Annotated in this window: 14 protein-coding genes; 6 read left to right on the plus strand and 8 right to left on the minus strand. The window is 74.2% G+C overall.

The genetic code is table 11. From position 1 onward, the window contains the following. The first annotated feature begins 24 nt into the window (after nt 1-24). Nucleotides 25-420 carry a cupin domain-containing protein gene (locus tag IH61_RS0111400; protein ID WP_031068403.1) on the plus strand — a complete coding sequence of 132 codons (396 nt, stop codon included), beginning with the start codon at nt 25-27 and terminating at the stop codon, nt 418-420. A gap of 92 nt (nt 421-512) precedes the next feature. Further along, nucleotides 513-1,760, plus strand: a complete 1,248-nt coding sequence (locus tag IH61_RS0111405; RefSeq protein ID WP_063763184.1) for an MFS transporter — start codon at nt 513-515, stop codon at nt 1,758-1,760. Between the two features lie 22 nt (nt 1,761-1,782). Here IH61_RS0111405 and IH61_RS0111410 read toward each other — a convergent pair whose 3' ends face one another. From IH61_RS0111410 to IH61_RS0111445, 8 genes are all read right to left on the minus strand, one after another. Continuing rightward, the gene (locus tag IH61_RS0111410) at nt 1,783-2,712 is read right to left on the minus strand and encodes a cupin-like domain-containing protein (protein ID WP_031068407.1); all 930 of its coding nucleotides are present in this window, start codon (nt 2,710-2,712) and stop codon (nt 1,783-1,785) included. After that, entirely contained in the window at nt 2,709-3,464 is a 756-nt protein-coding gene (locus IH61_RS0111415) for an SDR family NAD(P)-dependent oxidoreductase (RefSeq protein ID WP_031068409.1), read from the minus strand. The genes IH61_RS0111410 and IH61_RS0111415 overlap by 4 nt, the downstream gene beginning before the upstream one ends. Next, nucleotides 3,461-5,254: a gamma-glutamyltransferase family protein gene (locus IH61_RS0111420; RefSeq protein WP_031068410.1), complete on the minus strand. Its 1,794-nt coding sequence runs from the start codon at nt 5,252-5,254 to the stop codon at nt 3,461-3,463. The genes IH61_RS0111415 and IH61_RS0111420 overlap by 4 nt, the downstream gene beginning before the upstream one ends. 90 nt (nt 5,255-5,344) lie before the next feature. Beyond that, the gene (locus IH61_RS0111425; protein WP_051836844.1) at nt 5,345-6,211 is read right to left on the minus strand and encodes a PhzF family phenazine biosynthesis protein; all 867 of its coding nucleotides are present in this window, start codon (nt 6,209-6,211) and stop codon (nt 5,345-5,347) included. Further along, a complete protein-coding gene (locus IH61_RS0111430) occupies nt 6,208-7,107 on the minus strand; it encodes an LLM class flavin-dependent oxidoreductase (RefSeq protein WP_031068415.1) in 900 nt (299 codons plus the stop codon). The genes IH61_RS0111425 and IH61_RS0111430 overlap by 4 nt, the downstream gene beginning before the upstream one ends. After that, nucleotides 7,104-8,048 (minus strand): hypothetical protein, encoded by a 945-nt coding sequence (locus IH61_RS0111435; RefSeq protein ID WP_031068416.1) that lies wholly within the window; start codon nt 8,046-8,048, stop codon nt 7,104-7,106. The genes IH61_RS0111430 and IH61_RS0111435 overlap by 4 nt, the downstream gene beginning before the upstream one ends. Further along, complete coding sequence (locus tag IH61_RS0111440; protein ID WP_031068418.1) at nt 8,045-8,518, minus strand: VOC family protein; 474 nt, start codon at nt 8,516-8,518, stop codon at nt 8,045-8,047. The genes IH61_RS0111435 and IH61_RS0111440 overlap by 4 nt, the downstream gene beginning before the upstream one ends. Nucleotides 8,519-8,573: 55 nt before the next feature. Continuing rightward, nucleotides 8,574-9,566, minus strand: coding sequence for a class I SAM-dependent methyltransferase (locus IH61_RS0111445; protein ID WP_234327136.1), 993 nt, complete (start codon nt 9,564-9,566; stop codon nt 8,574-8,576). 326 nt (nt 9,567-9,892) lie between these two features. On the opposite strand from IH61_RS0111445, the gene IH61_RS0111450 reads away from it, so the two are divergent. Genes IH61_RS0111450 through asnB form a run of 4 tightly spaced genes read left to right on the plus strand, consistent with a single transcriptional unit; the run spans nt 9,893 to nt 23,245 of the window. Next, complete coding sequence (locus IH61_RS0111450) at nt 9,893-10,993, plus strand: amidinotransferase (protein ID WP_051836848.1); 1,101 nt, start codon at nt 9,893-9,895, stop codon at nt 10,991-10,993. Between the two features lie 27 nt (nt 10,994-11,020). After that, a complete protein-coding gene (locus tag IH61_RS0111455; protein WP_078911017.1) occupies nt 11,021-17,386 on the plus strand; it encodes a non-ribosomal peptide synthetase in 6,366 nt (2,121 codons plus the stop codon). A 34-nt stretch (nt 17,387-17,420) separates the two neighbouring features. Then, nucleotides 17,421-21,371, plus strand: a complete 3,951-nt coding sequence (locus IH61_RS0111460) for a non-ribosomal peptide synthetase (protein WP_037972348.1) — start codon at nt 17,421-17,423, stop codon at nt 21,369-21,371. After that, nucleotides 21,371-23,245 (plus strand): asparagine synthase (glutamine-hydrolyzing), encoded by a 1,875-nt coding sequence (asnB, locus tag IH61_RS0111465; RefSeq protein WP_031068429.1) that lies wholly within the window; start codon nt 21,371-21,373, stop codon nt 23,243-23,245. Before IH61_RS0111460 ends, asnB begins: the two co-directional genes overlap by 1 nt. Nucleotides 23,246-23,294: the final 49 nt, after the last annotated feature.

The raw sequence follows: 23,294 nt of genomic DNA on the forward strand, positions 1-23,294 counted from the left end.
GGCGAAAGCGCGAAGGATGGACGCATGAGCGAGCGACCCATCGACCTCGGCCGGGCCCTGGCCTCCTTCGACGCGCTGTGGAGCCCCCGCATCGTCACGCGCGTCAACGACTACGACATCCGGATCGCCAAGGTCCACGGCGAACACGTCTGGCACGCCCACGACGACACCGACGAGTTCTTCCTCGTCCTCGACGGGGAGTTGCACATCGGCCTGCGCGGGCCCGAGGGCGAGCGCACCGTCACCCTCCCCCGCGGCTCGGTCTTCACCGTCCCCAGGGGCACGGAGCACAAGCCGTCCGCACCGGAGGGCGCCTCCATCCTCATGGTCGAGCCGAGCGGGACCCTGAGCGTGGGTGACCGCCACGAGGAGGTCCCCGACCGCGTCGACGCGACCACCGGGCGCGCCCTCGAGGTCTGAGTGCCCCCGGCCGTTCCACGGTGCCGGGCTCCCGTCAACTTCTGGACCATCAACGGGATTTGACCTTGCACCGGCCATGTCATACTGCGACGGTGACAACGGCCAGGCCGGCGACTCCGCCGACGCGCGACCGGCCCCGACTGGGCAGGAAGTTCGCCCTGTTGTGGTCCGCCTCCTCCATCTCCGCGGTCGGCGACGGCATGCGGGACTCGGCCCTGCCGCTCCTCGCGGTGGCGATCTCGGACTCACCGGGCGCGGTGTCGCTGGTCACCGTCGCCGGAACGCTGCCCTGGCTGGTGATGTCCCTCTTCGGGGGCGTCCTCGCCGACCGGGCCGACCGGCGCCGGCTCATGTGGACGATCGACCTCGGGCGCGCCGCCGTCGTCCTGGGCTTCGCCTGCTGGGTCCTCCTCGCCACCCCTCCCCTGGCCGCCCTGGCCCTGCTCGCCTTCGTCCTCGGCTGCGGGGAGACGGTCTTCGTCAACGCCGCCACCTCCGCTCTCCCGGACGTGGTGCGGCCGGAGCAGCTCGACGCCGCGAACGGCCGCCTCCAGGGCAGCCTGATCGTGGGCGGGCACCTGATCGGCCCGCTGCTGGGCTCGACCCTGTTCGCCGTGGCCGCCGGGTACCCGTTCACGGTGGACGGCCTCTCCTTCGCCCTCGCCGCCGCCCTCGTCGCGGCGACCGGCCGCTCCGGCGCCGCGCGGGCGAAGGGCGGCAAGCCGGTCCTGGGCGAGATCCGCGAGGGCGTCCGCTGGCTGTACGCCCACCGCGAGGTGCGGCTGCTCGCCCTGCTGTCCGGCGTGGCCGCCCTCGCCTTCTACCTGGGGATCACCATGCTGGTCCTCCTGGTCACCCGGACCATGGACGCGCCCGCCTCGGCGTACGGCCTCGTCCTGGCCGCGGGCGCGATCGGCGGCACCGCCGCCAGTGCCGGTGCCGGGCGGCTGGGCCGGCTGCTGGGCCGGGGGGCGCGGATCGGCCTCTCCTTCGTCCTGATGGGCGTCTCGCTCCTGCTGACGGGGCTGACCTCCTCGGTGGCGGCGGTGGCCGTGCTGTACGCCGTCGCGAGCTTCGGGGTCGTGACGTGGAACGTCCAGGCGATCTCCCTGCGCCAGCAGGCCGTGCCGAAGGAGCTCCTCGGCCGGGTCAACAGCTGCTACCTGCTGCTGAGCCGCTTCGGCGTGATGACCGGTGCGGCCCTGAGCGGGTGGATCGCCTCCGCCGCCGGGGTGCGCGCACCGCTGCTCGTCGGCGGCGCCGCCCTGCTCGCCGCGCTCGTCCTGGTCCCGCGGATGGCCCGGCTGGAGAGGGCCTCCGCGCCCGCCGCCGGGGAGTAGCCGACGGGGGCGCGGGCCCGGGTCAGGAGTCGTGCGAAGGGTTGTTCTCGCGGGAGAAGTCGCCGTGGCGGATCAGGTTGTAGAGCCGCTCCCCGGTGGAGGCGGGGGTGAAGAAGAAGTCCCGCCGGTACGTCCGGCCCAGCACCGAGTACCGGAAGGCGTCCACGGCGGTGCGCCCGAGGTAGCGGGGGCCGAGGCGGACGAGTAGCCGCAGGAACTGCGGCGCGGTGATCTGCGGGCCGAACCAGTGGTTGATGGAGATCGAGGCCGACTCCGAGCGGATGTAGTGCCACCACCCGCGCGGGATGAACAGGGCGTCGCCCGGCTCCATCACGGTGGTGAGCACGTCGGCCCGGGCGAACCTCGGGAAGGCGGCCGGGTCGACGTTCTCCGGGTCGACCCGGCTGTTCACGATGTTGTCGAGGAACGGGTACACGTACGGGGTCTGCGCGAACGGCACCAGGACGACCCGCTTGCGCCCGTGCACCTGGACGAAGATGTTGTCCTTCAGGTCGGAGTGCAGCCCGGAGCAGGTGTCGGCCGAGCCGATCCACAGCCGGGTGTCGGTGGGCTCCTCGCCCGGCCCGGTCAGGGCGGTGAAGTCGAAGGCGGCGTGGTAGTCCCGGAACAGCTCCTCGGGGCGCGCGTACCCGAGGTAGCAGGGGGCCGCGCGGTCCGGGCTCCGGATGAGGTCGGTGAACTCGGCGAAGGGCATCTGCGACTCGTAGCGGTCCTGCCCGCCGGGCAGGTTCCCGCCGGCCGCCGGGAGGTCGGTCATCACGGTGACGACCCGGTCGCCGGCCTCCGCCGCCAGGCCGTCCAGGGTCCAGCGCGAGGCGGCCCAGCCGTCGGTCAGGCCGCGGAGCTTGACGGGCTGCGCGGCGGCGACGGCCCTGGCCAGCCAGGGCAGGGCGTCCTTCGAGACGGTGCGGATCCGGTGGGTGCCGGTCATGAGCTGGCCAGCCCTCCGGCGGTCTCCCCGCCGTCGAGGACGAAGCACTGGCCGGTGGAGAAGGACGCCTCGTCCGAGGCGAGGAACGCGGCGAGGGCGGCCACCTCCTCGGGCGTGCCGAGGCGTCCGGCGGGGATCTTGGCGGCGCACGCCCGGATCTCCTCCTCGGTGTACTCCCGGCGCTGCATGTCGGTGAGCACGTATCCGGGGCAGATGGCGTTGAACCTGATGTCCGGGGCGAGTTCCAGCGCCATCGTGCGGGTCATCTCGATGACACCGGCCTTGCTGACGTTGTAGGCCACGTAGTTCGGCATGCCCACCATTCCGCTGACGGAGGCGGTGGTGATCACGACCCCGCGGCCGCCGGTGCGCCGGAAGAGCCGGGCGGCGCGCTGGGCGACGAAGAAGGCGCCGGTGAGGTTGGTGTCGATGACCTGGGACCAGGTCTTCGGGGAGACCTCCAGGCAGGGTTCGCGCAGGCTGACCCCCGCGTTGTTGAGGACGAGGTCGAGCCCGCCCCAGTCGTGCTCCAGCTCGGCGAGGGCCGCGTCCAGGGCGTCGACGTCGGTGAGGTCGCAGCGCAGGGCGCGGGCCCCGGGCGGCAGGGCGGCGGGGTCGGCCTCCCGGCGGTCCAGCAGCGCCACCCGGGCGCCCTCGGCGGCGAAGCGGCGCACCATCGCCGCGCCGATGCCCGAGGCCCCGCCGGTGACCAGGCACCGCGTCCCGGCGAAGCGCTCCGTCGCGGCGTTCACCGCACCACCGCGTACGCCTGCTGCCCGCGCGGGCTCGCCGCGGCCAGCACACCGCCCGCCGGGTGGGGGCCGGTCGCGCACACCTTGCTCAGGGACCCCGGCGCCACGAGGTGGATCTCGTGGCCCCGGGCGCCCAACTCCCGTACCACCGCCGGGTCGAAGGAGTCCTCCATGATCAGGGCGAGCGGGCGGGCCTGCCGCGGGGTGAAGGAGGTGGGGACGTGGTCGGTGTGGAAGGTGGCGGCCTCGACCGCCTCCTGGGGGCTCATGCCGAAGTCGACGTGGTTGAGGAGGAAGCCCAGCGTCCACTGGTCCTGCTGGTCCCCGCCGGGCGTGCCGAAGGCGAGGTACGGGCTGCCGTCGCGCAGGGCGATGCTGGGGCTCAGGGTGGTGCGGGGGCGCTTGCCGGGGGCGACCGTGTTGTTGTGGCCGTCCACGAGCCAGGCCATCTGGCCGCGGGTGCCGAGCGGGAAGCCCAGCCCGGGGACGACCGGGGAGCTCTTGAGCCAGCCGCCGCTGGGGGTCGCGACGACCATGTTGCCCTCGCGGTCGGTGGCGCTGACGCAACAGGTGTCGCCCCTCGCCGCGGTGCGCCGGAGCACGGTCGGGATCCCGTTGTCCAGCTGGGAGAGCCAGTCCGGGTCGGAGGGCGGGTGCGGGGCGTCGAGGACCGGGGGGATCCACGGGCTGCGCCCGCCCGGCGAGCCCGGCCGCAGAACACCTGAGGCGGTGGCGCCGATCAGCGCGCGGCGCGCGGCGGAGTATCCGGGATCGAGCAGGTCCGCCATCGGGACGTCGGCGAACTCCGGGTCGCCGTACCAGGCTTCGCGGTCCGCGAAGGCCAGCTTGGCGGCCTCGACGACGGTGTGGACGTGGTCGGCGCTCCCGTGGCCCATGGCGGCGAGGTCGTACCCCTCGAGCAGGGCGAGCTGCTGGAGGAAGACCGGGCTCTGCGACCAGGGACCGACCTTGTGGACGGTCAGGCCCCGGTACTCGAGTGTGAGGGTGTCCTCGACGGCGGGGCGCCAGATGGCCAGGTCCGCGCCGGTGAGCAGGCCCCGGTTGCGGCGGCCGGTGGAGTCGACGGGCTCGGCGGTGGCCAGGAACTTGTCGACGGCCTCGGCGACGAAGCCCTCGTAGAAGGCCCTGGTCGCGGCGTCCGCCTGGCCCTCGCGGCTGGTGGCGCCGGCCTTCGCCTCGGCCACCAGCCGGCGGTAGGTCGCGGCGAGCACGGGGTTGCGCATCCGGGCGCCCGGGGCCGGGGCGGCGCCGTCGACCAGGTAGGTGCGGCCCGACTCCGTCCACTCGTCGCGGAAGAGCGGCGCCATCACGTCGATCATCTCGGACGCCTTGGGCAGCAGCGGGTAGCCGTCCTCGGCGTAGCCGATCGCGGGCGCCAGCACGTCCTCCACGCGCAGCCGGCCGTGGTCGCGCAGCAGGCGCATCCACGCGCCGAAGGCGCCCGGGACGGTCGCGGCGAGCAGCCCGGAGCCGGGGATCGCGTCCAGGCCCCGGGCGCGCAGGGCCTGCGGGGTCGCGGCCTGGGGCATCGGGCCCTGGCCGCAGACGACGCGGGTGGAGCCGCTCGCCGCGTCGTACACCATGATCGGGACGTCTCCGCCGGGGCCGTTCAGGTGCGGCTCGACCACCTGGAGGACGAAGGCCGCCGCGGTCGCCGCGTCGAAGGCGTTGCCGCCCAGGTCGAACATCGCCGCACCGGCCGCCGAGGCGAGCCAGTGGGTGGAGGACACCGCGCAGTTGGTGCCGTGGAGATCCGGACGGTGGAGCATGGTGGGCCTTTCTGGTGGCGTGGGCGGGGAGGCTCGGCGGTCGTCGGCGGTCGTCGGTGGTCGTCCCGTACGGTCCGGCGGGCCGGTCGGTCAGCCGGCGGTGGCGATGCGCCCCGAGGCGACGGGCGTGACCTGCCCGGTCGTCCCGCCGCGGACCACACGTCCGCCCTCGAGCGACACCGTGCAGGCGAGGGTGGCGGGCCTGCCCAGCCGGGCACCCTGGTGGACGGTGTAGGCGTGGGTGCCGTCCGTCGCGGGCAGCCGGCCGGCCTCGGCCAGCAGGGCGCCCAGGGCCATGGCGACGGGGCCGCAGGCCGGGTCCTCGGGGATGCCGAACCCGGGGGCGAACAGCCGGGCGTGGGCGGTGCGTTCGGCGTCGTCCCAGGTGAAGAGGCAGAGCGCGGGCAGGCCCGCCCCGGCCATCCCCGGGAGGTCCGGGCGGGCCCGGTCGAGTGCGGGCGGGCGGACGGGCAGGAAGGCGAACCCCGCCCCGAAGCCGGCGGACCGGGGCGTCAGGCCGTCCGGGCCCTCCAGGTCGGCCTCGTCGAGCCCGGTGAGCGCCAGCAGCGCCTTCGGGTCGAGGTCGGCGCCCCGGACGGCTCCGGCCGCGGTGAGCGTGGCCCGTCCGGGCTCCGCCGCCAGCTGCTGACGGCCCGTTCCGCACTCCTGGAGCAGCGGCCCGGCCGGGACGATCCCCAGCCGGACGAGGGTGGCGGCGGTTCCCACGGCGCAGTGCGATCCGTGGGGCGACTCGGCGGCGGGGCTGAAGACGCGCACCCGGTAGGCGCAGTCCGGGTCGGTCGGCGGGAGGACGAAGGCGGTCTCGGCGGTGTTGAGCTCCGCCGCGATGGCCTGCATCGAGGCAGTGGACAGGCCCTGCGCGTGCGGGACCACTCCCAGGGGGCTGCCGCCGAAGGGGCGGTCGGTGAACATGTCGACGATCCGGTAGCCGATCACGCGGCACGCTCCGCTGCCATGACCTCGGCGATCTCCTCCAGGACCTTCTCACTGCCCCGGTACGGGAAGCCCGCGCGGGGCCAGTGGGAGACCACGTCGGTGAATCCGATCCCGGCGAGGCGCCCGCACGCGTCCTGGTAGCTCGCGCCGGAGGCGCTGACCTCGCTGATCATCGCGCCGGTGAGGACCAGTCGGCGCAGGGTGGCGGGGTCGCGGCCGATCGCGGCGCAGGCGTCGTCCAGCCGGTCGGCCTGGGCGCGCAGGTCGTCGAGGGCCCGGTCGTAGGGCTGCGGCTCGCCCCAGCCGGGGTGGCCGGCCGTCACCCAGATGTCGGCGTGGCGTGCGGCCAGGGCCAGGCCCCGCGCTCCGGTGGCCGCGACGGCGAACGGCACCCGGGGTTGCTGGAGGCAGCCGGGGTGCAGGTGCACGTCCCGGGCGGTGTAGTGCTCGCCCTCGAAGGTGGTGACGGGCCGGCGGAGCAGGAGGTCGGTGATTTCGACGAACTCCTCGAACCTGCGGGTGCGTTGACGGGTCGTCGGCGCGGGCAGGCCCAGGGCTTCGTCGTCGTACCCGCCGCCTCCGGCGCCGACGCCGAGGACGAACCGGCCGCCGGAGACGTCGTCGAGGGTCATCACCTCCTTGGCGAGGGTGACGGGGTGCCGGAACGCGGGGCCGGCCACCAGGGTGCCGATCCCGATCCTGGAGGTGACGGCGGCCGCGGCGGCCAGCGTGGGGACGGCCGCGAACCAGGGCTCCGCGCGCAGCATCCGCCACATCAGGTGGTCGTACGTCCAGGCGTGGTCGAATCCGAGCTCCTCGGCGCGCTGCCACCGGCCCCGGGCCTCGGCCCAGCGCCGTTCGGGGAGCAGGACGACTCCGTGCCGCAGCGCGCTCACGCCAGGGCCTGGTCGGCGGTGAGGCCGGCGGCCAGGCCCGAGACCCGGAACAGGGAGGCGACCAGGTCCTGTTCGCAGGCCAGGACGTCGGCGTCCCGCAGTTCCCTGGGCAGCTCCTCCTCCGGGAGGGGCTCCGGGTACAGGCCGTTGGTCGCGAGGTCGATGACCACGGCCTTGTTGCGGCGCAGGAGTTGGGCCAGGACGGCGTCGGCGCCGACCGGGGCGCGCTGGGTGAGGAAGTAGCAGTCGAAGATGCCCTCCCACATCCGGTGCCCCTGCGCCGCCTTCTCGGCGACGGACTGCTGGAGGAGCGAGCGTCCGCTCTCGACCAGCTTGGAGGCGACGCCGAGGTGGATGCGGTGGCACAGCTCGATCTGCGCGACCAGTTCGGGCGCCCGGGAGGGCTGCACGGGCGGCACCCGCCGTCCGCGGAACAGGCTGCGCACGGGCGGGAAGTCGGGGGCCCAGGTGCCGCTGAAGGTGCTGTGCAGGCGGAACATGCTCGGCCGGATGGTCGCCCGGTAGATCTCCGGGGTGCAGGAGCCGGTGTAGAGGAGCATGCCGCTGTACGCCCGCACGTACTGGATCAGGGCTTCGGAGTCGGCCTCCCCGTCGCCCTGGTCGGGGGGCAGCCGCTTGAGGGCGTCGGCGATGAGGCGCCACAGGACGAAGGAGATGTGGTGCCCGATCATCCAGCGGAACCAGAAGAGCTGTTCCAGCGCCTCGCGCCCGACGGCCGGGGTGGTGGTGCCGAAGCCCCTGTGGGCCTGCGCCAGGAGGAGGAGGGTGGCCCGGGTGGTCTCCGGGTGCCGCTCGTCGTCGAGCAGGTCCTCCTTGGGGTCGGGCATGATCAGCGGCTCGAGGCCGTACGGGTAGTCGCTGAAGTCCCAGCCTTCGGGGCCCGGCGGCGACAGCGCCGCGACCGCCGACAGCCGGGTCACCGCGCCTCCCCCGTGACGCAGGTGAACTCGAACTCCAGGCCGTTGACGTCCAGGCAGTAGAAGCTGTGCGTCCCCATGTCGTCGACGACGATCTCGGTCGGCTCCTCCGGGCGCAGGAAGACGTAGCGGCCGGAGGCGAACAGCTCGTTCCACCGCTCGCGCCACACCGGCAGGTCGGCCGGGGCGTCGAGGCTCAGGCACACGTGCTGGAACTGGATCCCCGTGGCCGACGGGGGTGTGGTCCCCGCGGGCTCCTCGCGTTCGAAGAGGTGGAAGTGGGCGGGCCCGAGGGCCACTTCGGCCATGCGCAGGATGCCGGGCAGCCGGGAGCGGGTCAGTTCGGAGAACTTGTCGGTCGCCCAGGTGGGGTGGCATCCGAAGTAGTCCCGGTACCAGGCGATCGAGTTGTCGAGATCGAAGGTCTGCAGCGCGATGTGGTGGAAGTCGGGCGCGGCTGCGGGTCGGGCCATGCGGGTTCCCCTCCGTCGTCAGTGTGGACCGGCGTCCCGTCGGCCGGTCCACCGCTCAGGTGCGGTCCAGTTCGAAGATCACCTCGCCGACGGCGATGTCGATCGCGTGGGTCCTGCGCAGCGTCCAGCCGCTCTCGCCGAAGACGGACTCCCAGTCCCCGCGGGTGGGGATGAAGGTGCCCATCAGGTCGTGGGCGAGCTCGAACCCCAGGGTGAACACGGGCAGTTCGGCGTCCTCGAGACCCTCGGACCGGGTGGCGTCGCCGATCAGCAGCCGACGGGCCCGCGGGAAGAGCGTGCCCAGGCGGCGCAGGGTCGCCCCGCACCGTTCGCGGGGCCAGAAGTCGTGGCCCATCATGAAGCAGGTCAGGACGTCGACCTCGGCGAACTCGGGGCGCGGGGCCATGTCCAGGACGTCCGCGTGGACGAACTCGACGCGGTCGCCGAGGCCCTCCGCGTCGGCGGCCGCCTGGGCGAAGTCGAGGGCGGGGCGGGCGATGTCGATGCCCAGGGCGCGGGCGCGCGGGTGGCGGCGCAGGACCTGCAGCAGCCGCTCGCCGCTGCCGCAGCCCAGGTCGGCCACCACGCGGACGTCGAAGTCGAGCCCGTCCAGCGCCTCCCAGAACCAGGGGTCGTAGCAGAAGCTGCTGATCTCCCGGCAGGCGTACGCGATGGCGGCGCTGTCGCGCCGGTAGTAGTCGCCCTTGCGGCTGCCGGTCCGTGCGACCTCGGGCATCCGCTGGAAGAGGTCCCCGCTGCCGCGGGTGAGCCAGTGGAAGAAGGAGCGTGTCCGGCAGGTCTCCTCGAACAGGGCGCCGGCGCTGACCTTGGCGCCCTCGCGCTCGACCACGTCCACCGCCGACAGCGCGCGGCACAGACCCAGCAGGGACGGGGCGTCCAGCTCGTGCTCGCCGGCGAACGCCTGGACGTTGACGACTCCGCGCGTCCGGATCTCGTCGAGCAGTCCCAGCTCCCACGCCGCGCTGATCGCGGAGGCCGCGACCGCGGAGTTGAAGATGTCGGCCACCGCTCTCTCTGAACTTCCCATTGCCATATCTGTCCCCTCTTGCACATGAATCACAGAAGGATGCTGGTGTGCGGGATTGTGATCGGCACTCCGGGACGGCACGGAAGGCCCCCAGGATCTACTCGGCACAATATGCCCACCCGCGATCATTCTCACGAGTGATCTGCGTCACACGACAGCCCGATTGACGTAAGCATGCCCTCTCGTCACGCTGGTTGCATCTGTGCGTAGACATTGCTCGATCAATTCCGGTGATCGATTGCGGCGCCCGGAGAAGAATCCCACCCGCAGGAAAGTGTGCTTAGTTTCCCCTGTTATCCCACGAGGAAAGCGTGGCGGAGCTTGACATGTCCGATTCAGGTCGTTTTGACATCCTGACGCCCCCCTCGCCGGTTTCCTCCTACACGGAATGGGACCCACTGGAGGAGGTCATCGTCGGCTCCGTCGACGGTGCCGTGTTCCCGCCGTGGCACATCGCCCTCGAACCGGTCATTCCCGCCGACCACCGGCAGACCTTCCGCGACAACGCCGGCCGACCGTTCCCCGCCGAACGCATCGCCCTCGCCCGCCAGGAGCTGGAGGAGTTCTCGCACGTCCTGAGGGCGGAGGGCATCACCGTCCGGCGCCCCGAGACCCCCGCCCAGGACCGGCCCTACGCCACCCGCGACTGGTCCAGCACGGGCCTGTACGCGGCGATGCCCCGCGACGCCCTGCTCGTCGTCGGCGACGACATCATCGAGTGCCCCATGGCCTGGCGCTCCCGGTACTACGAGACCCTGGCCTACCGTCCGCTCCTCAAGGAGTACTTCCGCGGCGGCGCCAGGTGGAGCGCCGGGCCCAAACCCGAGCTCACCGACGAGCAGTACGACCTCGACTGGGCGGAGCCCGGCCCCGGCGGGCCGACGCGGCTGGTGGTCACCGAGTTCGAGCCCACCTTCGACGCCGCCGACTTCACCCGGTGCGGCCGCGACATCATCGCGCAGCGGAGCAACGTCACCAACGACTTCGGCATCTCCTGGCTGCGCCGCCACCTCGGCGGGGACTACCGGATCCACGTGCTCGAGTTCGACGACGCGCACCCCATGCACATCGACGCCACACTCGTGCCGCTCGCCCCCGGAAAACTCCTGATCCACCCCGACCGCGTCCGCGAGGTCCCCCGGATCTTCAAGGGCTGGGACGTTCTGCGGGCGCCCCGGCCCGTCATCCCGGACTCGCACCCGCTCTACATGACCAGCAAGTGGATCAATATGAACCTGCTTTCGCTGGACGAGACCCGGGTCGTCGTGGAACGCGGCGAGGAACCCATGATCGACGCCCTCAAGGAATGGGGGTTCGCACCCGTTCCGTGCAGCTTCCGGAATTTCAACAGCTTCGGCGGTTCGTTCCACTGCGCCACCCTCGACGTGCGCCGCCGGGGTTCCCTCGAATCGTATCTCGATTACTGACGACGGCCCCGACAGGGAGAATTCAGGATGCCGGACCGTGGAGCCCGACGCGTCGCGCTGATGGCTGGCCAGCAGGGGCTCTGGTATGCGCACAGGTTCGATCCCGACAGCGCGATGCTCAACGTCGGCGAGTACCTCGACATCGCCGGGCCGCTCGACACCGACCTCTTCGAGGAGGCCCTGCGGCGCACGGTGGCCGAGGCCGAGACGCTGCGGCTGGTCTTCACCGAGGACGGGCAGGGCCTCACCGCGAGCGTCGATCCCACCCTGAGGCACCCGCTCGGAATCGTCGACGTCAGCGGCGAGGCGGACCCGCACGCGGCGGCCCTGGCCCGGATGCGCGAGGACGTCGACCGGGCGCGCGACCCGCTGCACGGCCCGCTCGTCACCTTCACCCTCTTCCGGCTCGGCGAGGCCCGCTTCCACTGGTACCAGGGCTGCCACCACCTGGTGAACGACGGCCTCGGCTTCCCCCTGGTCGTCAGGCGCCTCGCCGGGATCTACGCGGCCCTCACCGGCCACACCCTGGACGAGGGCACGCCCCTCGGCTCCGTCGACGTGCTGACCGAGGCCGAAGCCTCCTACCGGAACTCCCCGGACTTCGCCGAGGACCGCCGCCACTGGCGCGAGGAACTCGCCTCCCTGCCCCGGCCGGTGAGCCTCACCGGGCGCACCGCCGCCGGCCCGGCACGCCGCCGCCACCGGGAGCTCGACCGGCTCGACGGACCGTCCGCCGACCGCCTGAGGAGCGCCGCCGCCCGTCTGGGCACCGGCCTGGCCGGTCTGATGACGGCGGCCACCGCCCTGTTCACCAGCCGGGCCACGGGCGAGAGCGAGGTCGTCATCGGCTTCACCGTCCCCGGCCGGGGCCCGGGCGCCGAACTGACCGTCCCCGGCGTGATGGCGAACATCGTGCCGCTGCGCGTCCGGGTCCGCGACGGCGACACCGTCCAGCAGCTCGTCGACCGGTGCTCGCTCAAGGTCCTGGAGGCGGTGCTCCACCAGCGGTACCGCTACGAGGACATCAGGCGCGACCTGGGCCTCGTCCCCGGCGAGGAGCCCTGGACCGTCTCCCTGAACGTCATGCCCTTCGACTACGGCGGCGACTTCGCCGGACACCCCTTCACGGCGCACAACCTGTCCACCGGCCCGTTCGAGCACCTCTCCGTGGCCCTGTGGGACGTCGCCCGCGGGGCCGGCCTGCAACTGGCCGTCGACACCGACCCCGACCTCTACACCGCGCAGGAGCACGCCGCCGCCCGGCTGCTGCTCCTCGAGGCGCTCGACCGGATCACCACGACCCCCGCCCACACCCTCCTGAGGGACGTCGACACCCTGCCCGCGCCGGTGCGGCGCACCCTCCTGGAGGAGTGGGGCAGGGGAACGGGCGCCCATCCGACCGCCACCCTGACGGGCCTGCTCGAGGCGCAGGCTTCGCGCACCCCCGACCGGGTCGCGCTGGTGTGCGGCGAGGACTCGCTGACCTACGCCGAACTCCACGGGCGTGCGCAGCAGTTGGCGGAGGTGCTGCGCTCGCGCGGGGCCGGGCCCGACCGGTACGTGGCGGTGCTGCTGCCGCGCTCGGCGGACGCGCTGGTGGCCCTCCTGGCGGTGCTCAAGGCGGGGGCCGCCTACCTGCCGCTCGACCTCGGGCACCCGCAGGAGCGCCTCGCGTACATCCTGGAGGACGCCCGGCCGGTGCTCGTCCTGACCGACGCCGCCTCGGCGTCGCGCGTCCCCCCGGACTGGGGCGACCGACGGGTCCTCACCGACACACGAGCCGAGGCGCGGGCCGACGCGCGGGCCGAGGCTCCGCAGCCCGTACTGCCCCGTCACGCCGCCTACGTCATCTACACCTCCGGCTCGACCGGCCGCCCCAAGGGCGTGGTGATCGAGCAGGCGTCCGCCGCCCAGCTCGTGCGGCACGCCGTGGACGCCTACGAGGTCGACGAGACCTCCCGGGTCCTGGCCGCGTTCGCCCTCACCTTCGACGGCGCCGTCCTGGAGACCTTCGTCCCGCTCGCGGCCGGCGCCCTCGTCGTGCTCGCCGACGACCGCGAACGCCTCGACGTGGACGCCCTCCAGGAGCTGATGCTGCGCCACCGGGTGAGCACGGCCCACCTGTCCCCCGCGCCGATGCGGATGATGCGGCCCGAGCTGCTGCCCGACCTGCGCGTCGTCTCGGCCGGCGGTGACCGGGTGCCCGGCGAGCTGGTCGACCAGTGGGCCGCCGGGGGCCGCCGGTTCTGGAACGGCTACGGGCCGACCGAGACCACCGTCGACTGCGCCCAGATGCTCTGCCGGCCCCCCTCCGGCGGCCAGGCTCCCCCCATCGGCCGGCCCGTCGCGCACGCCCGCGCCTACGTCCTGGACTCCTCCCTGCGGCTGCTGCCGCCGGGAGCCGTCGGCGAGCTGCACATCGCGGGCGAGGGCCTGGCCCGCGGGTACCTGGGCCGTCCGGGGCTGACCGCCGCGCACTTCGTCGCCGATCCGTACGGCCCGCCCGGCAGCCGGATGTACCGCACCGGGGACCTCGTCCGCTGGTCCCCCGAGGGGAACCTGGTGTTCCTGGGCCGGGCCGACGACCAGGTCAAGATCCGCGGCTTCCGGATCGAACTGGGCGAGGTCCAGGCCGCGTTGACCCGTCACGAGGCCGTGGTATCCGCCGTGGCCGTGGTCCGGGACGGCGCCGGTACGGGCCCGCGCATCGACGCCTACGTCGTCCCGGCGCCGGGCCGCGCGCCCGACCCGGCCGAACTGCGCGACACGGCGGCCGCGTTCCTGCCCGCGTACATGGTCCCCGCCACCGTGACACTGCTGGACCGGCTGCCGGTCACCACCGCCGGAAAGGTCGACCAACGGGCTCTGCCCGCACCGCAGTTCACCCCCGCCACCGGCCGCAAGCCGCGGACCCCCGGCGAGACGGCCCTGTGCGCGATCTTCGCCGAGGTGCTGGGCCTGCCGGAGGTCGGCGCCGACGACGGCTTCTTCGCCCTGGGCGGCCACTCCCTGACGGCGACCCGCCTGGTCGCCCGCATCCGCGCCGAGCTGGGCCAGGAGGTCGCGATCCGCACCGTCTACGAGGCGCCCACCGCCGCCGAGCTGGCCGAACGCCTCGACGGCGGCGCCCCGGCACGGCCCGCGCTCACCCGGGCCGAGCGCCCCGAGCGCGTCCCGCTCTCCTACGCGCAGTCGCGGCTCTGGTTCCTGCGCCAGCTGCAGGCCACCGCCGACACCTACAACAACGCCCTGGCGCTGCGGCTCACCGGCCCCCTGGACACCGGGGCCCTGCGGGACGCCGTCCGCGACGTGACGGACCGGCACGAGTCCCTGCGGACGGTGTTCCCCGCCGAGGACGGCCACCCGTACCAGCACGTCCTGAAGGCCCCGGACCTGCCCCTGCCGGTGACGCCCACCGACGAGTCCGCACTGCCGGGGCTCCTCGCGGCGGCGGCCCGCCACCCGTTCGACCTGGCCACGGAACCGCCCCTGCGCGCCCACCTGTTCCAACTGGCCCCGGACGAGCACGTGTTCGTCCTCGTCATGCACCATATCGCGGGCGACGCCTGGTCCGTCCACCCCCTGCTGCGCGACCTCGGCGCGTCCTACGCCGCCCGCCTCGACGGGCGCGCCCCCTCCCTCGCCCCGCTGCCCGTCCAGTACGCCGACTACACCCTCTGGCAGCGCGCCCTGCTGGGCGACCCGGAGGACCCGGAGTCCGCCATGGCGCGCCAACTCGCCTACTGGAAGCGGACGCTGGACGGCCTGCCGAAGGAGACCGTCCTGCCCGCCGACCGCCCCCGGCCCACCGAGGGCTCCCACCGCGGCGGGACCGTCCCCCTGACCCTCACCGCCGAGCTGCACACCGCGCTGGTCGAGCTGGCGCGGGCCCACGACGCCAGCGTCTTCATGGTGCTCCAGGCCGCCACCGCCCTGTTGCTCGCGCGGATGGGCGCGGGCGAGGACGTCCCGATCGGCTCCCCGGTGGCCGGGCGCACCGAGGACGCGCTGACGGACCTGGTCGGCTTCTTCGCCAACACCCTGGTCCTGCGCACCGACCTGTCCGGCGACCCCACCTTCGCCGAGCTGCTCGGCCGGGTCCGCGAAGCCTGCCTCGACGCCTACGGCCACCAGGACGTGCCCTTCGAGCTGCTGGTCGGCGAACTGGTCGCCGAGCGCTCCCTCTCCCGCCACCCGCTCTTCCAGGTCGCCCTGGCCCTGCGCAACAACCGGGCCGGCGAGCTGCGCCTCCCGGGCGTGGACGTCGCGGCCGAGCCTGTGGCGACGGACACCACGCCCTTCGACCTGGTGGTGGAGTTCGACGACGAGTCCGCCGACCCCGGGGCCCGTCTGCCCGGCCTCCTGCACTACAGCGGCGACCTGTTCGACCGGGGCACCGCCGAGGCCGTCGCCGACCGGCTGCTACGCCTGATCGCCCAGGTCGTACGGGACCCGGGCCTTCGGATCAGCCGGTACGAGCCCTGGTCCCGCTCCGAACAGGAGCTGGTCCTGCGGGAGTGGAACCGCACCGAGCACCCCGTCCCCGCCGTCACGCTGCCGGAGATGCTGGAGTCCTGGGCCCGGCGGACCCCGGAGGAGATCGCGGCCGTCGCCCCCGACGGCAGCCTGACCTTCCGCGCGTTCAACGCCCGCGCCAACCGCCTGGCCCGCCACCTCGCCGCCCGCGGCATCGGCCCGGAGGCCGTCGTCGCGGTGGCCGTCCCCCGCTCGCTCGACCTGATCACGGCGATCTGGGCCGTCCTCAAGACCGGCGCGGCGTACATGCCGCTGGACCCGTCCTACCCGGCGGAGCGGACCGCGCTGCTGCTCGCCGACGTCCGCCCGGCCGCCGTCCTCGCCACCCTCGCCACGGCCGCCCGGCTGAGCCCCGGGGAGGCCCCGCTCGTCCTGCTGGACGAGCCCGCCACCGCCGCCGACATCGCCGCCCGCGCCGACGAGGACCTCGGCCCGGGCGACCGGACGGCGCCCCTGCTCCCGCAGACGCCCGTGTACGTGATCCACACCTCCGGGTCCACCGGCAGCCCCAAGGGCGTCACCATGAACGCCGGGGCGATCGTCAACCTGGTCCACGCCCACTCCGCCTGGATCCGCCGCGGCAGGCCCGGCCCCGGCGGCCCGGTCGCCCAGGTGTCGGCGATCAGCTTCGACGTGTCAGCCTGGGAGATCATCGAGACCCTCGCCACCGGCCGCCGGCTCGCCGTCCCCGACGAGGAGGTGCGCCGCGACCCGGCCGCCCTGGCCCGCTGGCTCGACGAACACCGCGTCGAACAGCTCTGCGCGCCCAACGTGATGCTGGAGGCCCTCTGCGAGGCCGCCCTGACCCAGGGCCTGGCCCTGCCCGCCCTGCGGGAGATCGGGCAGGGCGGCGAGGCCCTGCGGCTGGGCCCGGCCATGCGCGCGTTCCTCTCCGCCCACCCCGAACGGCGCCTGCACAACCTCTACGGCCCCACCGAGACCCACCTCGTCACCGCCTTCTCCCTGCCGGCCGGGCTCACCGGCTGGACCTCCCCCACCGCCCCCGTCGGCGGCCCGATCCGCAACACCCGGATGTACGTCCTGGACGGTTCGCTGCGCCCGGTGCCGCCCGGCGTGGTCGGGGAGCTGTACATCGCCGGCACCGCCCTGGCCCGCGGCTACTGGAACCGCCCCGGCCTGACGGCCCAGCGCTTCGTCGCCGACCCCTTCGGCGGCCCCGGCGAGCGCGTGTACCGCACCGGCGACCTGGTGCGCTGGTCCGCCGACGGGCAGCTGCTGTACACGGGCCGCACCGACGACCAGGCCAAGGTCCGCGGCTACCGGGTCGAGCCCGGCGAGGTCGAGGCCGTCCTGGGCGGCCACCCGGAGGTGGCCCAGGTCGCGGCCGTGGTCCGCAAGGACGCCGAAGGGGAGAACCGGCTGGTCGCGTACGTCGTGCCCGCCCCCGGCGCGCACCCCCGGGAGACGGAGCTGCGCCGCCACGCGGCCGCCCTGCTGCCGGACTTCATGGTGCCGACGGTCGTGCTCACCGCGTCCCTGCCCCTGACCATCAGCGGGAAGGTCCACCGCAGGGCGCTGCCCGCCCCCGACTTCTCCCGGCTGGTCTCCCGGCGCAAGCCCCGCACCGCCGACGAACAGGCCCTGTGCGAGCTGTTCGCCGCCGTCCTCGGGCTCGAGGAGATCGGCACCGACGACTCCTTCTTCGACCTCGGCGGCCACTCGCTGCTCGCCACCAGGCTCGCCGGCCGCATCCGCACCGCGCTCGGGGTCGAGGTCGACGTCCGGGCGGTGTTCGAGGCCCCGACCGTGGCCGCCCTGGCCGAACGCCTCCGGGCCCCCGGCGCGCCGTCCAGGCCCGCGCTGCGCCGCATGCCCCGGCCGGGAGAGCGCCGATGACCCGCCCCCTGCCGTCCCGGACGGGCGGTGCCCGGTGATCCCGCTCTCCCACGCCCAGCACCGCATCTGGTTCCTCGACCGGCTCGACGAGGGCGCCGGCTACCGGATCCCGCTGCTCTACCGCCTCTCCGGCACGCTCGACACCGAGGCCCTGGCCGCCGCGGTGACCGACCTCCTGGCCCGCCACGAGATCCTGCGGACCGTCTTCCCACTGACGGCCGAGGGCACCCCGCAGCAGGTCGTGCTGGAGGACCCCGCCGCCTGGCCCACCCTGCTGACCGGCCGGACCGGCACGGGCGAGGAGGCGCACCGGGAGGCCACCCGCGCGGCCGCCCACGTCTTCGACCTGGCCGCCGAGGCCCCCGTACGGTTCCACGCCTTCTCCACGGGCGACCAGGAGCACCTGCTGCTCGTCCTGCTGCACCACATCGCCGCGGACGGCTGGTCGCTGGAGCCGCTGTTGCGCGACCTGGAGACCGCCTACACGGCCCGCCTGGAGCACCGCGCCCCGGCCTGGGAGCCGCTGCCGGTCCAGTACATCGACTACACCCTCTGGCAGCGCGAACTGCTCGGCGACGAGCGGGACGGGCGGAGCCTGGCCGGCCGTCAACTCGCCTACTGGCGCGAGGCGTTGAACGGCCTTCCGCCCGTGCTCCCGCTGCCCGCCGACCGGCCGCGACCGGCGGTGGCCACCCACCGGGGCGCCTCGGTGCCCTTCCGGATCGGCGCGGCCGCCCACGCCCGGCTCTCGGCCCTGGCCCGGCGCAGCGGCGCCAGCGTGTTCATGGCCCTGCACGCCGCCGTCGCGGCGCTGCTCACCCGGCTCGGCGCCGGAACCGACCTGCCGATCGGGACGGCCGTCGCCGGGCGCACCGACGAAGCCATGGACAACCTCGTCGGCATGTACGTCAACACGCTCGTGCTGCGCTGCGACACCGGCGGGAACCCGACCTTCGAAGAGCTGCTGGCCCGGGTGCGCGCGAGTGACCTCGGGGCCTACGCGCACCAGGACCTGCCGTTCGAGCTCCTGGTCGACGAGCTGAGCCCGGTGCGCTCGGCCTCCTGGAACCCCCTGTTCCAGGTGATGCTGGTGCTGGAGGACGGCACGGCGGCCGTCCCCCGGCTCCCCGGCCTGACGGCCACCGAGGAGGGCACCGCCCTGACCACGGCCAAGTTCGACCTCACCTTCCACCTCCGGGAGCGACGGCAGGACGGTGAGCCGGGCCATGCGCAGAGCGGCGAGCCGGGCAACGAGCAGAGCGGTGAGCCGGGCGGTAAACAGGGCAGCGAGCCGGGCGGGCTGGAGGGCCTGCTGGAGTACGCCCGCGACCTGTTCGACCCCGCCACCGCCGCCCGCCTCGCGGACCGGTTCGCCCTCCTGCTGGACGCCCTGACGGCGGACCCCTCGCAGCGCATCGGCGACGTCCCCCTCCTCCTCCCGGACGAGCGGCCGGGGCTGGGCACCCTCCTCCACCCCGAAGCCCCGCCGCCCCTCCCCGAGCTCTTCGAGGCCCAGGTCCGACGGACGCCGGAGGCCCTCGCCCTGACCGACCGCCAGGAGCGGTCGACCTACCGGGAGCTGAACGCCCGGGCGAACCGGCTGGCCCGGCACCTGGCCGCCGAGGGCATCGGCCCCGGAGACCTGGTCGCCCTGTCGCTGCCCCGGGGCGCCGCCGCCGTCACCGCCGTGCTCGCCGTCCTCAAGGCCGGCGCCGCCTACCTGCCGATGGACCCCTCCCACCCCGCGCAGCGCCTCGCCCTCGTGCTCGCCGACGCGGCCCCTCGGCTGCTCGTCACCGCCGGTGCGGAGGGCGGTCCGGGTCCGGCGGCCGGCGTCCCCCGCCTCGACGCGCAGACCTGGTGGAAGGAGTCCGACGCCTTCCCGGCCGCCGACCTGACGGACCGGGACCGCACCGCGAACCTCCACCCGCGCGACGCGGCCTACGTCATCCACACCTCCGGGTCCACCGGCCGGCCCAAGGGCGTGGTCGTCGAACACCGCTCCCTGAGCACCTACCTCCTGCGCGGCCGCACCGCCTACCCGAGCGCCGCCGGGGCGAGCCTGCTGCACTCGCCGCTCTCCTTCGACCTGACCGTCACCGCCCTCTTCACCCCGCTGGTGAGCGGCGGCCGCGTCCACCTCGGCGAGCTGTCCGAGCCCGCGGGCGCACCGCGCCACACGTTCATGAAGGTGACGCCGAGCCACCTCGAGCTGATGGACGCACTGCCCCCGGAGGCCGCCCCGTCCGAGCTGCTGCTGATCGGCGGCGAGGCCCTGCACGGCGAAGCCTTACGGCCCTGGCGGGAGCAGCACCCGGGCGTCGAGGTCCGCAACTGCTACGGCCCCACCGAGGCCACCGTCAACTGCGCCGAGCACCGCCTGGCGCCGGGCGCGCCCACCCCGGCGGGCGCCGTCCCGATCGGCCTGCCCTTCGAGGGCGTCCGGATGTACGTCCTGGACGAGCGCCTGCACCCCGTCCCGCCGGGCGTCGTCGGCGAGCTGTACGTCGCCGGGCCCTGCCTCGCCCGGGGCTACCTGGGCCGGCCCGGGCCGACCGCCACCCGGTTCGTCGCCAACCCCTTCGACGGGCCCGGCGAGCTGATGTACCGCACCGGCGACCTCGTACGGCTGCGGTCGGACGGCCTCCTGGAGTACGTCGGCCGCGGCGACGACCAGGTCAAGGTCCGGGGCCACCGGATCGAGCCGGGCGAGGTCAGGGCCGCGCTGCTCGCCCTGCCGGGGGTCGCCCGGTGCGCGGTGGGCGTCGAGGAGCGCTCGGCGGGCGACCGCCGCCTGGTCGCCCACGTCGTCCCCGCCGACCCGGGCCGCCCGCCGCAGGGCGCGGCGCTGCGCGCGGCCCTGGCCGAGACCCTCCCCGCGCCGATGGTGCCCTCCTCCGTCCTCGTCCTGCCCCGACTGCCGCTCACCGCCAACGGCAAGGTCGACCGCGCGGCCCTGCCCGGCGCGGGCCCGGACGCCCGGAGCGGCAGCCGTGGCCCGCGCACCCCCGCCGAGGCCGCGCTGTGCCGGGTGTTCGAGGAACTCCTCGGCTCCGGCCCCGTCGGCATCGACGACAACTTCTTCGAACTGGGCGGCCACTCCCTCCTCCTGCCCCGGCTGATCGCCCGCATCGAGGAGACCACGGGCCTCGCCCTGACCATGAAGCAGGTGCTCCTCGGCGGGACGGTGGAGCGCCTGCTGCGGGAGCAGCCGCCGGGCGCCGACCTCCTCCGGCCGGTGGTCACCCTCCGCCCGGGCGAGGGACGCCCGCTCTGGTGCGTCCACCCCGGCAGCGGGCTCGGCTGGAGCTACCTGGGGCTGCTCCCGTACGTCCCGGCCGGGCGGCCGGTGTACGCCCTCCAGGCGCGCGGCCTCGACGGGCGCGGCGCCCTGGCCGGGAGCTTCGCCGAGCTGGTCGAGGACTACTGCGCGCGGATCACCGCCGCGCAGCCCGAGGGGCCGTACCTGCTGGCCGGCTGGTCCTTCGGCGGCGCGGCGGCCCACGCCCTCGCCGTACGGCTGCGCGCCCTCGGCCACCGCGTCGACCTGCTCGCCGTCATCGACGCCGTACCGGCCGTCGGCGGGGACGAGCCTACGGATGCGGACACCGGCATCGAGGGCATCGAGGCCGTCGCGTTCGACGGCGGCGAGGCCATGGAGGCCCTCGACGAGGAGACGGTCGCGGCGCTGCTGCGCGTCACCCGCAACACCATCGCCCTGGCGCGCGACCCCGGCCCGCATCCGGGGGTCTTCGACGGCTCCCTCCTGCTCTTCGAGGCGACCGGCGGCTCCCGGGACCTCGCCCGGCGGTGGGAGCCCGTCGTCGCGGGGCCCGTCACCACCGTGCCGGTGGACGGCGAGCACCTCAGGATGCTCAGGCCCGCCGCCCTGCGGACCATCGGCCCGGCCCTGGCCGAGGCGCTGACGTCGCTGACGTCGCTGACGTCGCTGGAGAACCTCTCCCCGGACGAGGAGGCCCGCTGATGTGCGGAATCGCCGGCTCGATGGCCTTCGGGTCAGCCCGCCCCACACCGCCCGAGGTCCTGGAGCGTATGACGGCCGTCCTGGCCCACCGCGGCCCCGACGCCGCCGGGCACCTCCTCCAGGACGGCGTCGCCCTGGGCTTCCGCCGCCTGAGCCTGGTCGACCTCGAGGGCGGCGCGCAGCCGATGACCGGCGAGGACGGCACCGTGACCATGGTCTGCAACGGCGAGATCTTCAACCACCGCGAACTGCGGGCGCTCCTGGAGGCACGCGGCCACCGCTTCCGCACCGACTGCGACGTCGAGGTGGTGCTGCACCTCTACGAGGACGAGGGCCCGGCCCTGCTCGAGCGCCTCAACGGGCAGTTCGCCTTCGCCGTCCACGACCGCCGCCGCGGGCGGCTCTTCCTCGCCCGCGACCACGCCGGCATCGCGCCGCTCTACTACACCGCCACCGGCGGGCACTTCGTCTTCGGCTCCGAGATCAAGGCGCTCCTCGAACACCCCGGGGTCCCGCGCGAGGTCGACCCGACGGGCCTCGACCAGGTGCTGACCTTCCCCGGGCTCGTCAGCCCCCGCACGATGTTCCGCGGCATCAGGAGCCTCAAGAACGGCCACCAGCTGATCGTCTCCGACGGCCGGGTGGAGGAGACCGCGTACTGGGACCTCGACTACCCGACCGCCGACCAGGAACAGGCGGAGGGGCCGCCGCGCACCGACGAGTCGTACGGGGAGCAGCTGCGCGAACTCCTCGACCGGGCCGTCCGCTCGCGCCTGCGCGCCGACGCGCCCGTCGGGTTCTACCTGAGCGGCGGCCTGGACTCGGCCCTCATCGGCGCCCTCACCGCCCAGGCCGGACCGCCCGTCCACTCCTTCTCCATCGCCTTCCCCGGCGCGGACATCGACGAGTCCCGCTACCAGCGCCTGATGGCCTCCCGGATCGGATCCCTGCACCACGAGGCCGAGTTCACCGGGGACGACATCGCCGACCGGCTGCACCGGATGGTGCTGCACAGCGAGTGCCCCGTCCGCGAGACCTACAACACCTGCTCGCTGGTGCTGTCCTCGCTCGCCCGCTCCCACGGCGTCAAGGCCGTCCTCAGCGGCGAGGGTTCCGACGAACTGTTCGGCGGCTACCTCGGCTACCGCTTCGACGCCGGAGGCCGCACCGCCTCCGACACCGGCGACCCGCTGGAGGACGCCCTCGAGGAGGACGTGCGCGCGCGGCTCTGGGGCGACCCGTCGCTCTTCTACGAACGCCGCTACCACGCCTGGCGCGAGGCCAAGTCGGGCCTGTACTCCGACGCGCTCAGGAAGTCCCTCGACGAGTTCGACTGCCTCGCCCACCCCGTCGTCGACCACCGCCGCCTCGCCGGGCGGCCGCGCCTGAGCCAGCGCTCCTACCTGGACTTCACCCTGCGCCTCTCCGACCACCTGCTCACCGACCACGGGGACCGGATGGCGCTCGCCAACTCCGTGGAGGCCCGCTACCCGTTCCTCGACCGGGACGTCCTCGAGTTCGCCCGCACCACGCCCAACCGCCTCAAGGTCAACGCCCTGGGCGAGAAGGCCGTGGTGAAGCAGGCCGCGCGCGGCCTCGTCCCCCCGGAGATCGTCCACCGGGAGAAGTACGGCTTCCGGGCCCCCGGCAGCCCGGGCCTGTTGCAGCTCGACCTCGACTGGGTCAACGACCTGCTGTCGCCCGCCCGGATCGCCCGGCAGGGCTACTTCGACCCGGCCGTGGTCGAGCGGCTGCGCGCGGAGCACCTGCGCGAGGGCGCCGACCTGCACCCCCACCTCGACGACGACGTGCTCCTGGTCGTCCTGACCTTCGGCATCCTCCTCGACGTCTTCCGGCTCCCCGGCCACCTGTGAACCCGGCCCCGGCCTGTGCACCCGGCCCCGATCCCTGAACCCGGCCCCA

This window comes from Streptomyces sp. NRRL WC-3742 (assembly GCF_000720635.1).
Classification (GTDB): Bacteria; Actinomycetota; Actinomycetes; order Streptomycetales; family Streptomycetaceae; genus Kitasatospora.

Excerpts from the sequence above, each read along its gene's own strand:
- IH61_RS0111400 (WP_031068403.1), top strand. The coding sequence starts at position 25 with ATGAGCGAGCGACCCATCGACCTCGGCCGGGCCCTGGCCTCCTTCGAC.
- IH61_RS0111410 (WP_031068407.1), bottom strand. The coding sequence starts at position 2,712 with ATGACCGGCACCCACCGGATCCGCACCGTCTCGAAGGACGCCCTGCCC.
- IH61_RS0111420 (WP_031068410.1), bottom strand. The coding sequence starts at position 5,254 with ATGCTCCACCGTCCGGATCTCCACGGCACCAACTGCGCGGTGTCCTCC.
- IH61_RS0111440 (WP_031068418.1), bottom strand. The coding sequence starts at position 8,518 with ATGGCCCGACCCGCAGCCGCGCCCGACTTCCACCACATCGCGCTGCAG.
- IH61_RS0111445 (WP_234327136.1), bottom strand. The coding sequence starts at position 9,566 with ATGGGAAGTTCAGAGAGAGCGGTGGCCGACATCTTCAACTCCGCGGTC.
- IH61_RS0111450 (WP_051836848.1), top strand. The coding sequence starts at position 9,893 with ATGTCCGATTCAGGTCGTTTTGACATCCTGACGCCCCCCTCGCCGGTT.
- IH61_RS0111455 (WP_078911017.1), top strand. The coding sequence starts at position 11,021 with ATGCCGGACCGTGGAGCCCGACGCGTCGCGCTGATGGCTGGCCAGCAG.
- asnB (WP_031068429.1), top strand. The coding sequence starts at position 21,371 with ATGTGCGGAATCGCCGGCTCGATGGCCTTCGGGTCAGCCCGCCCCACA.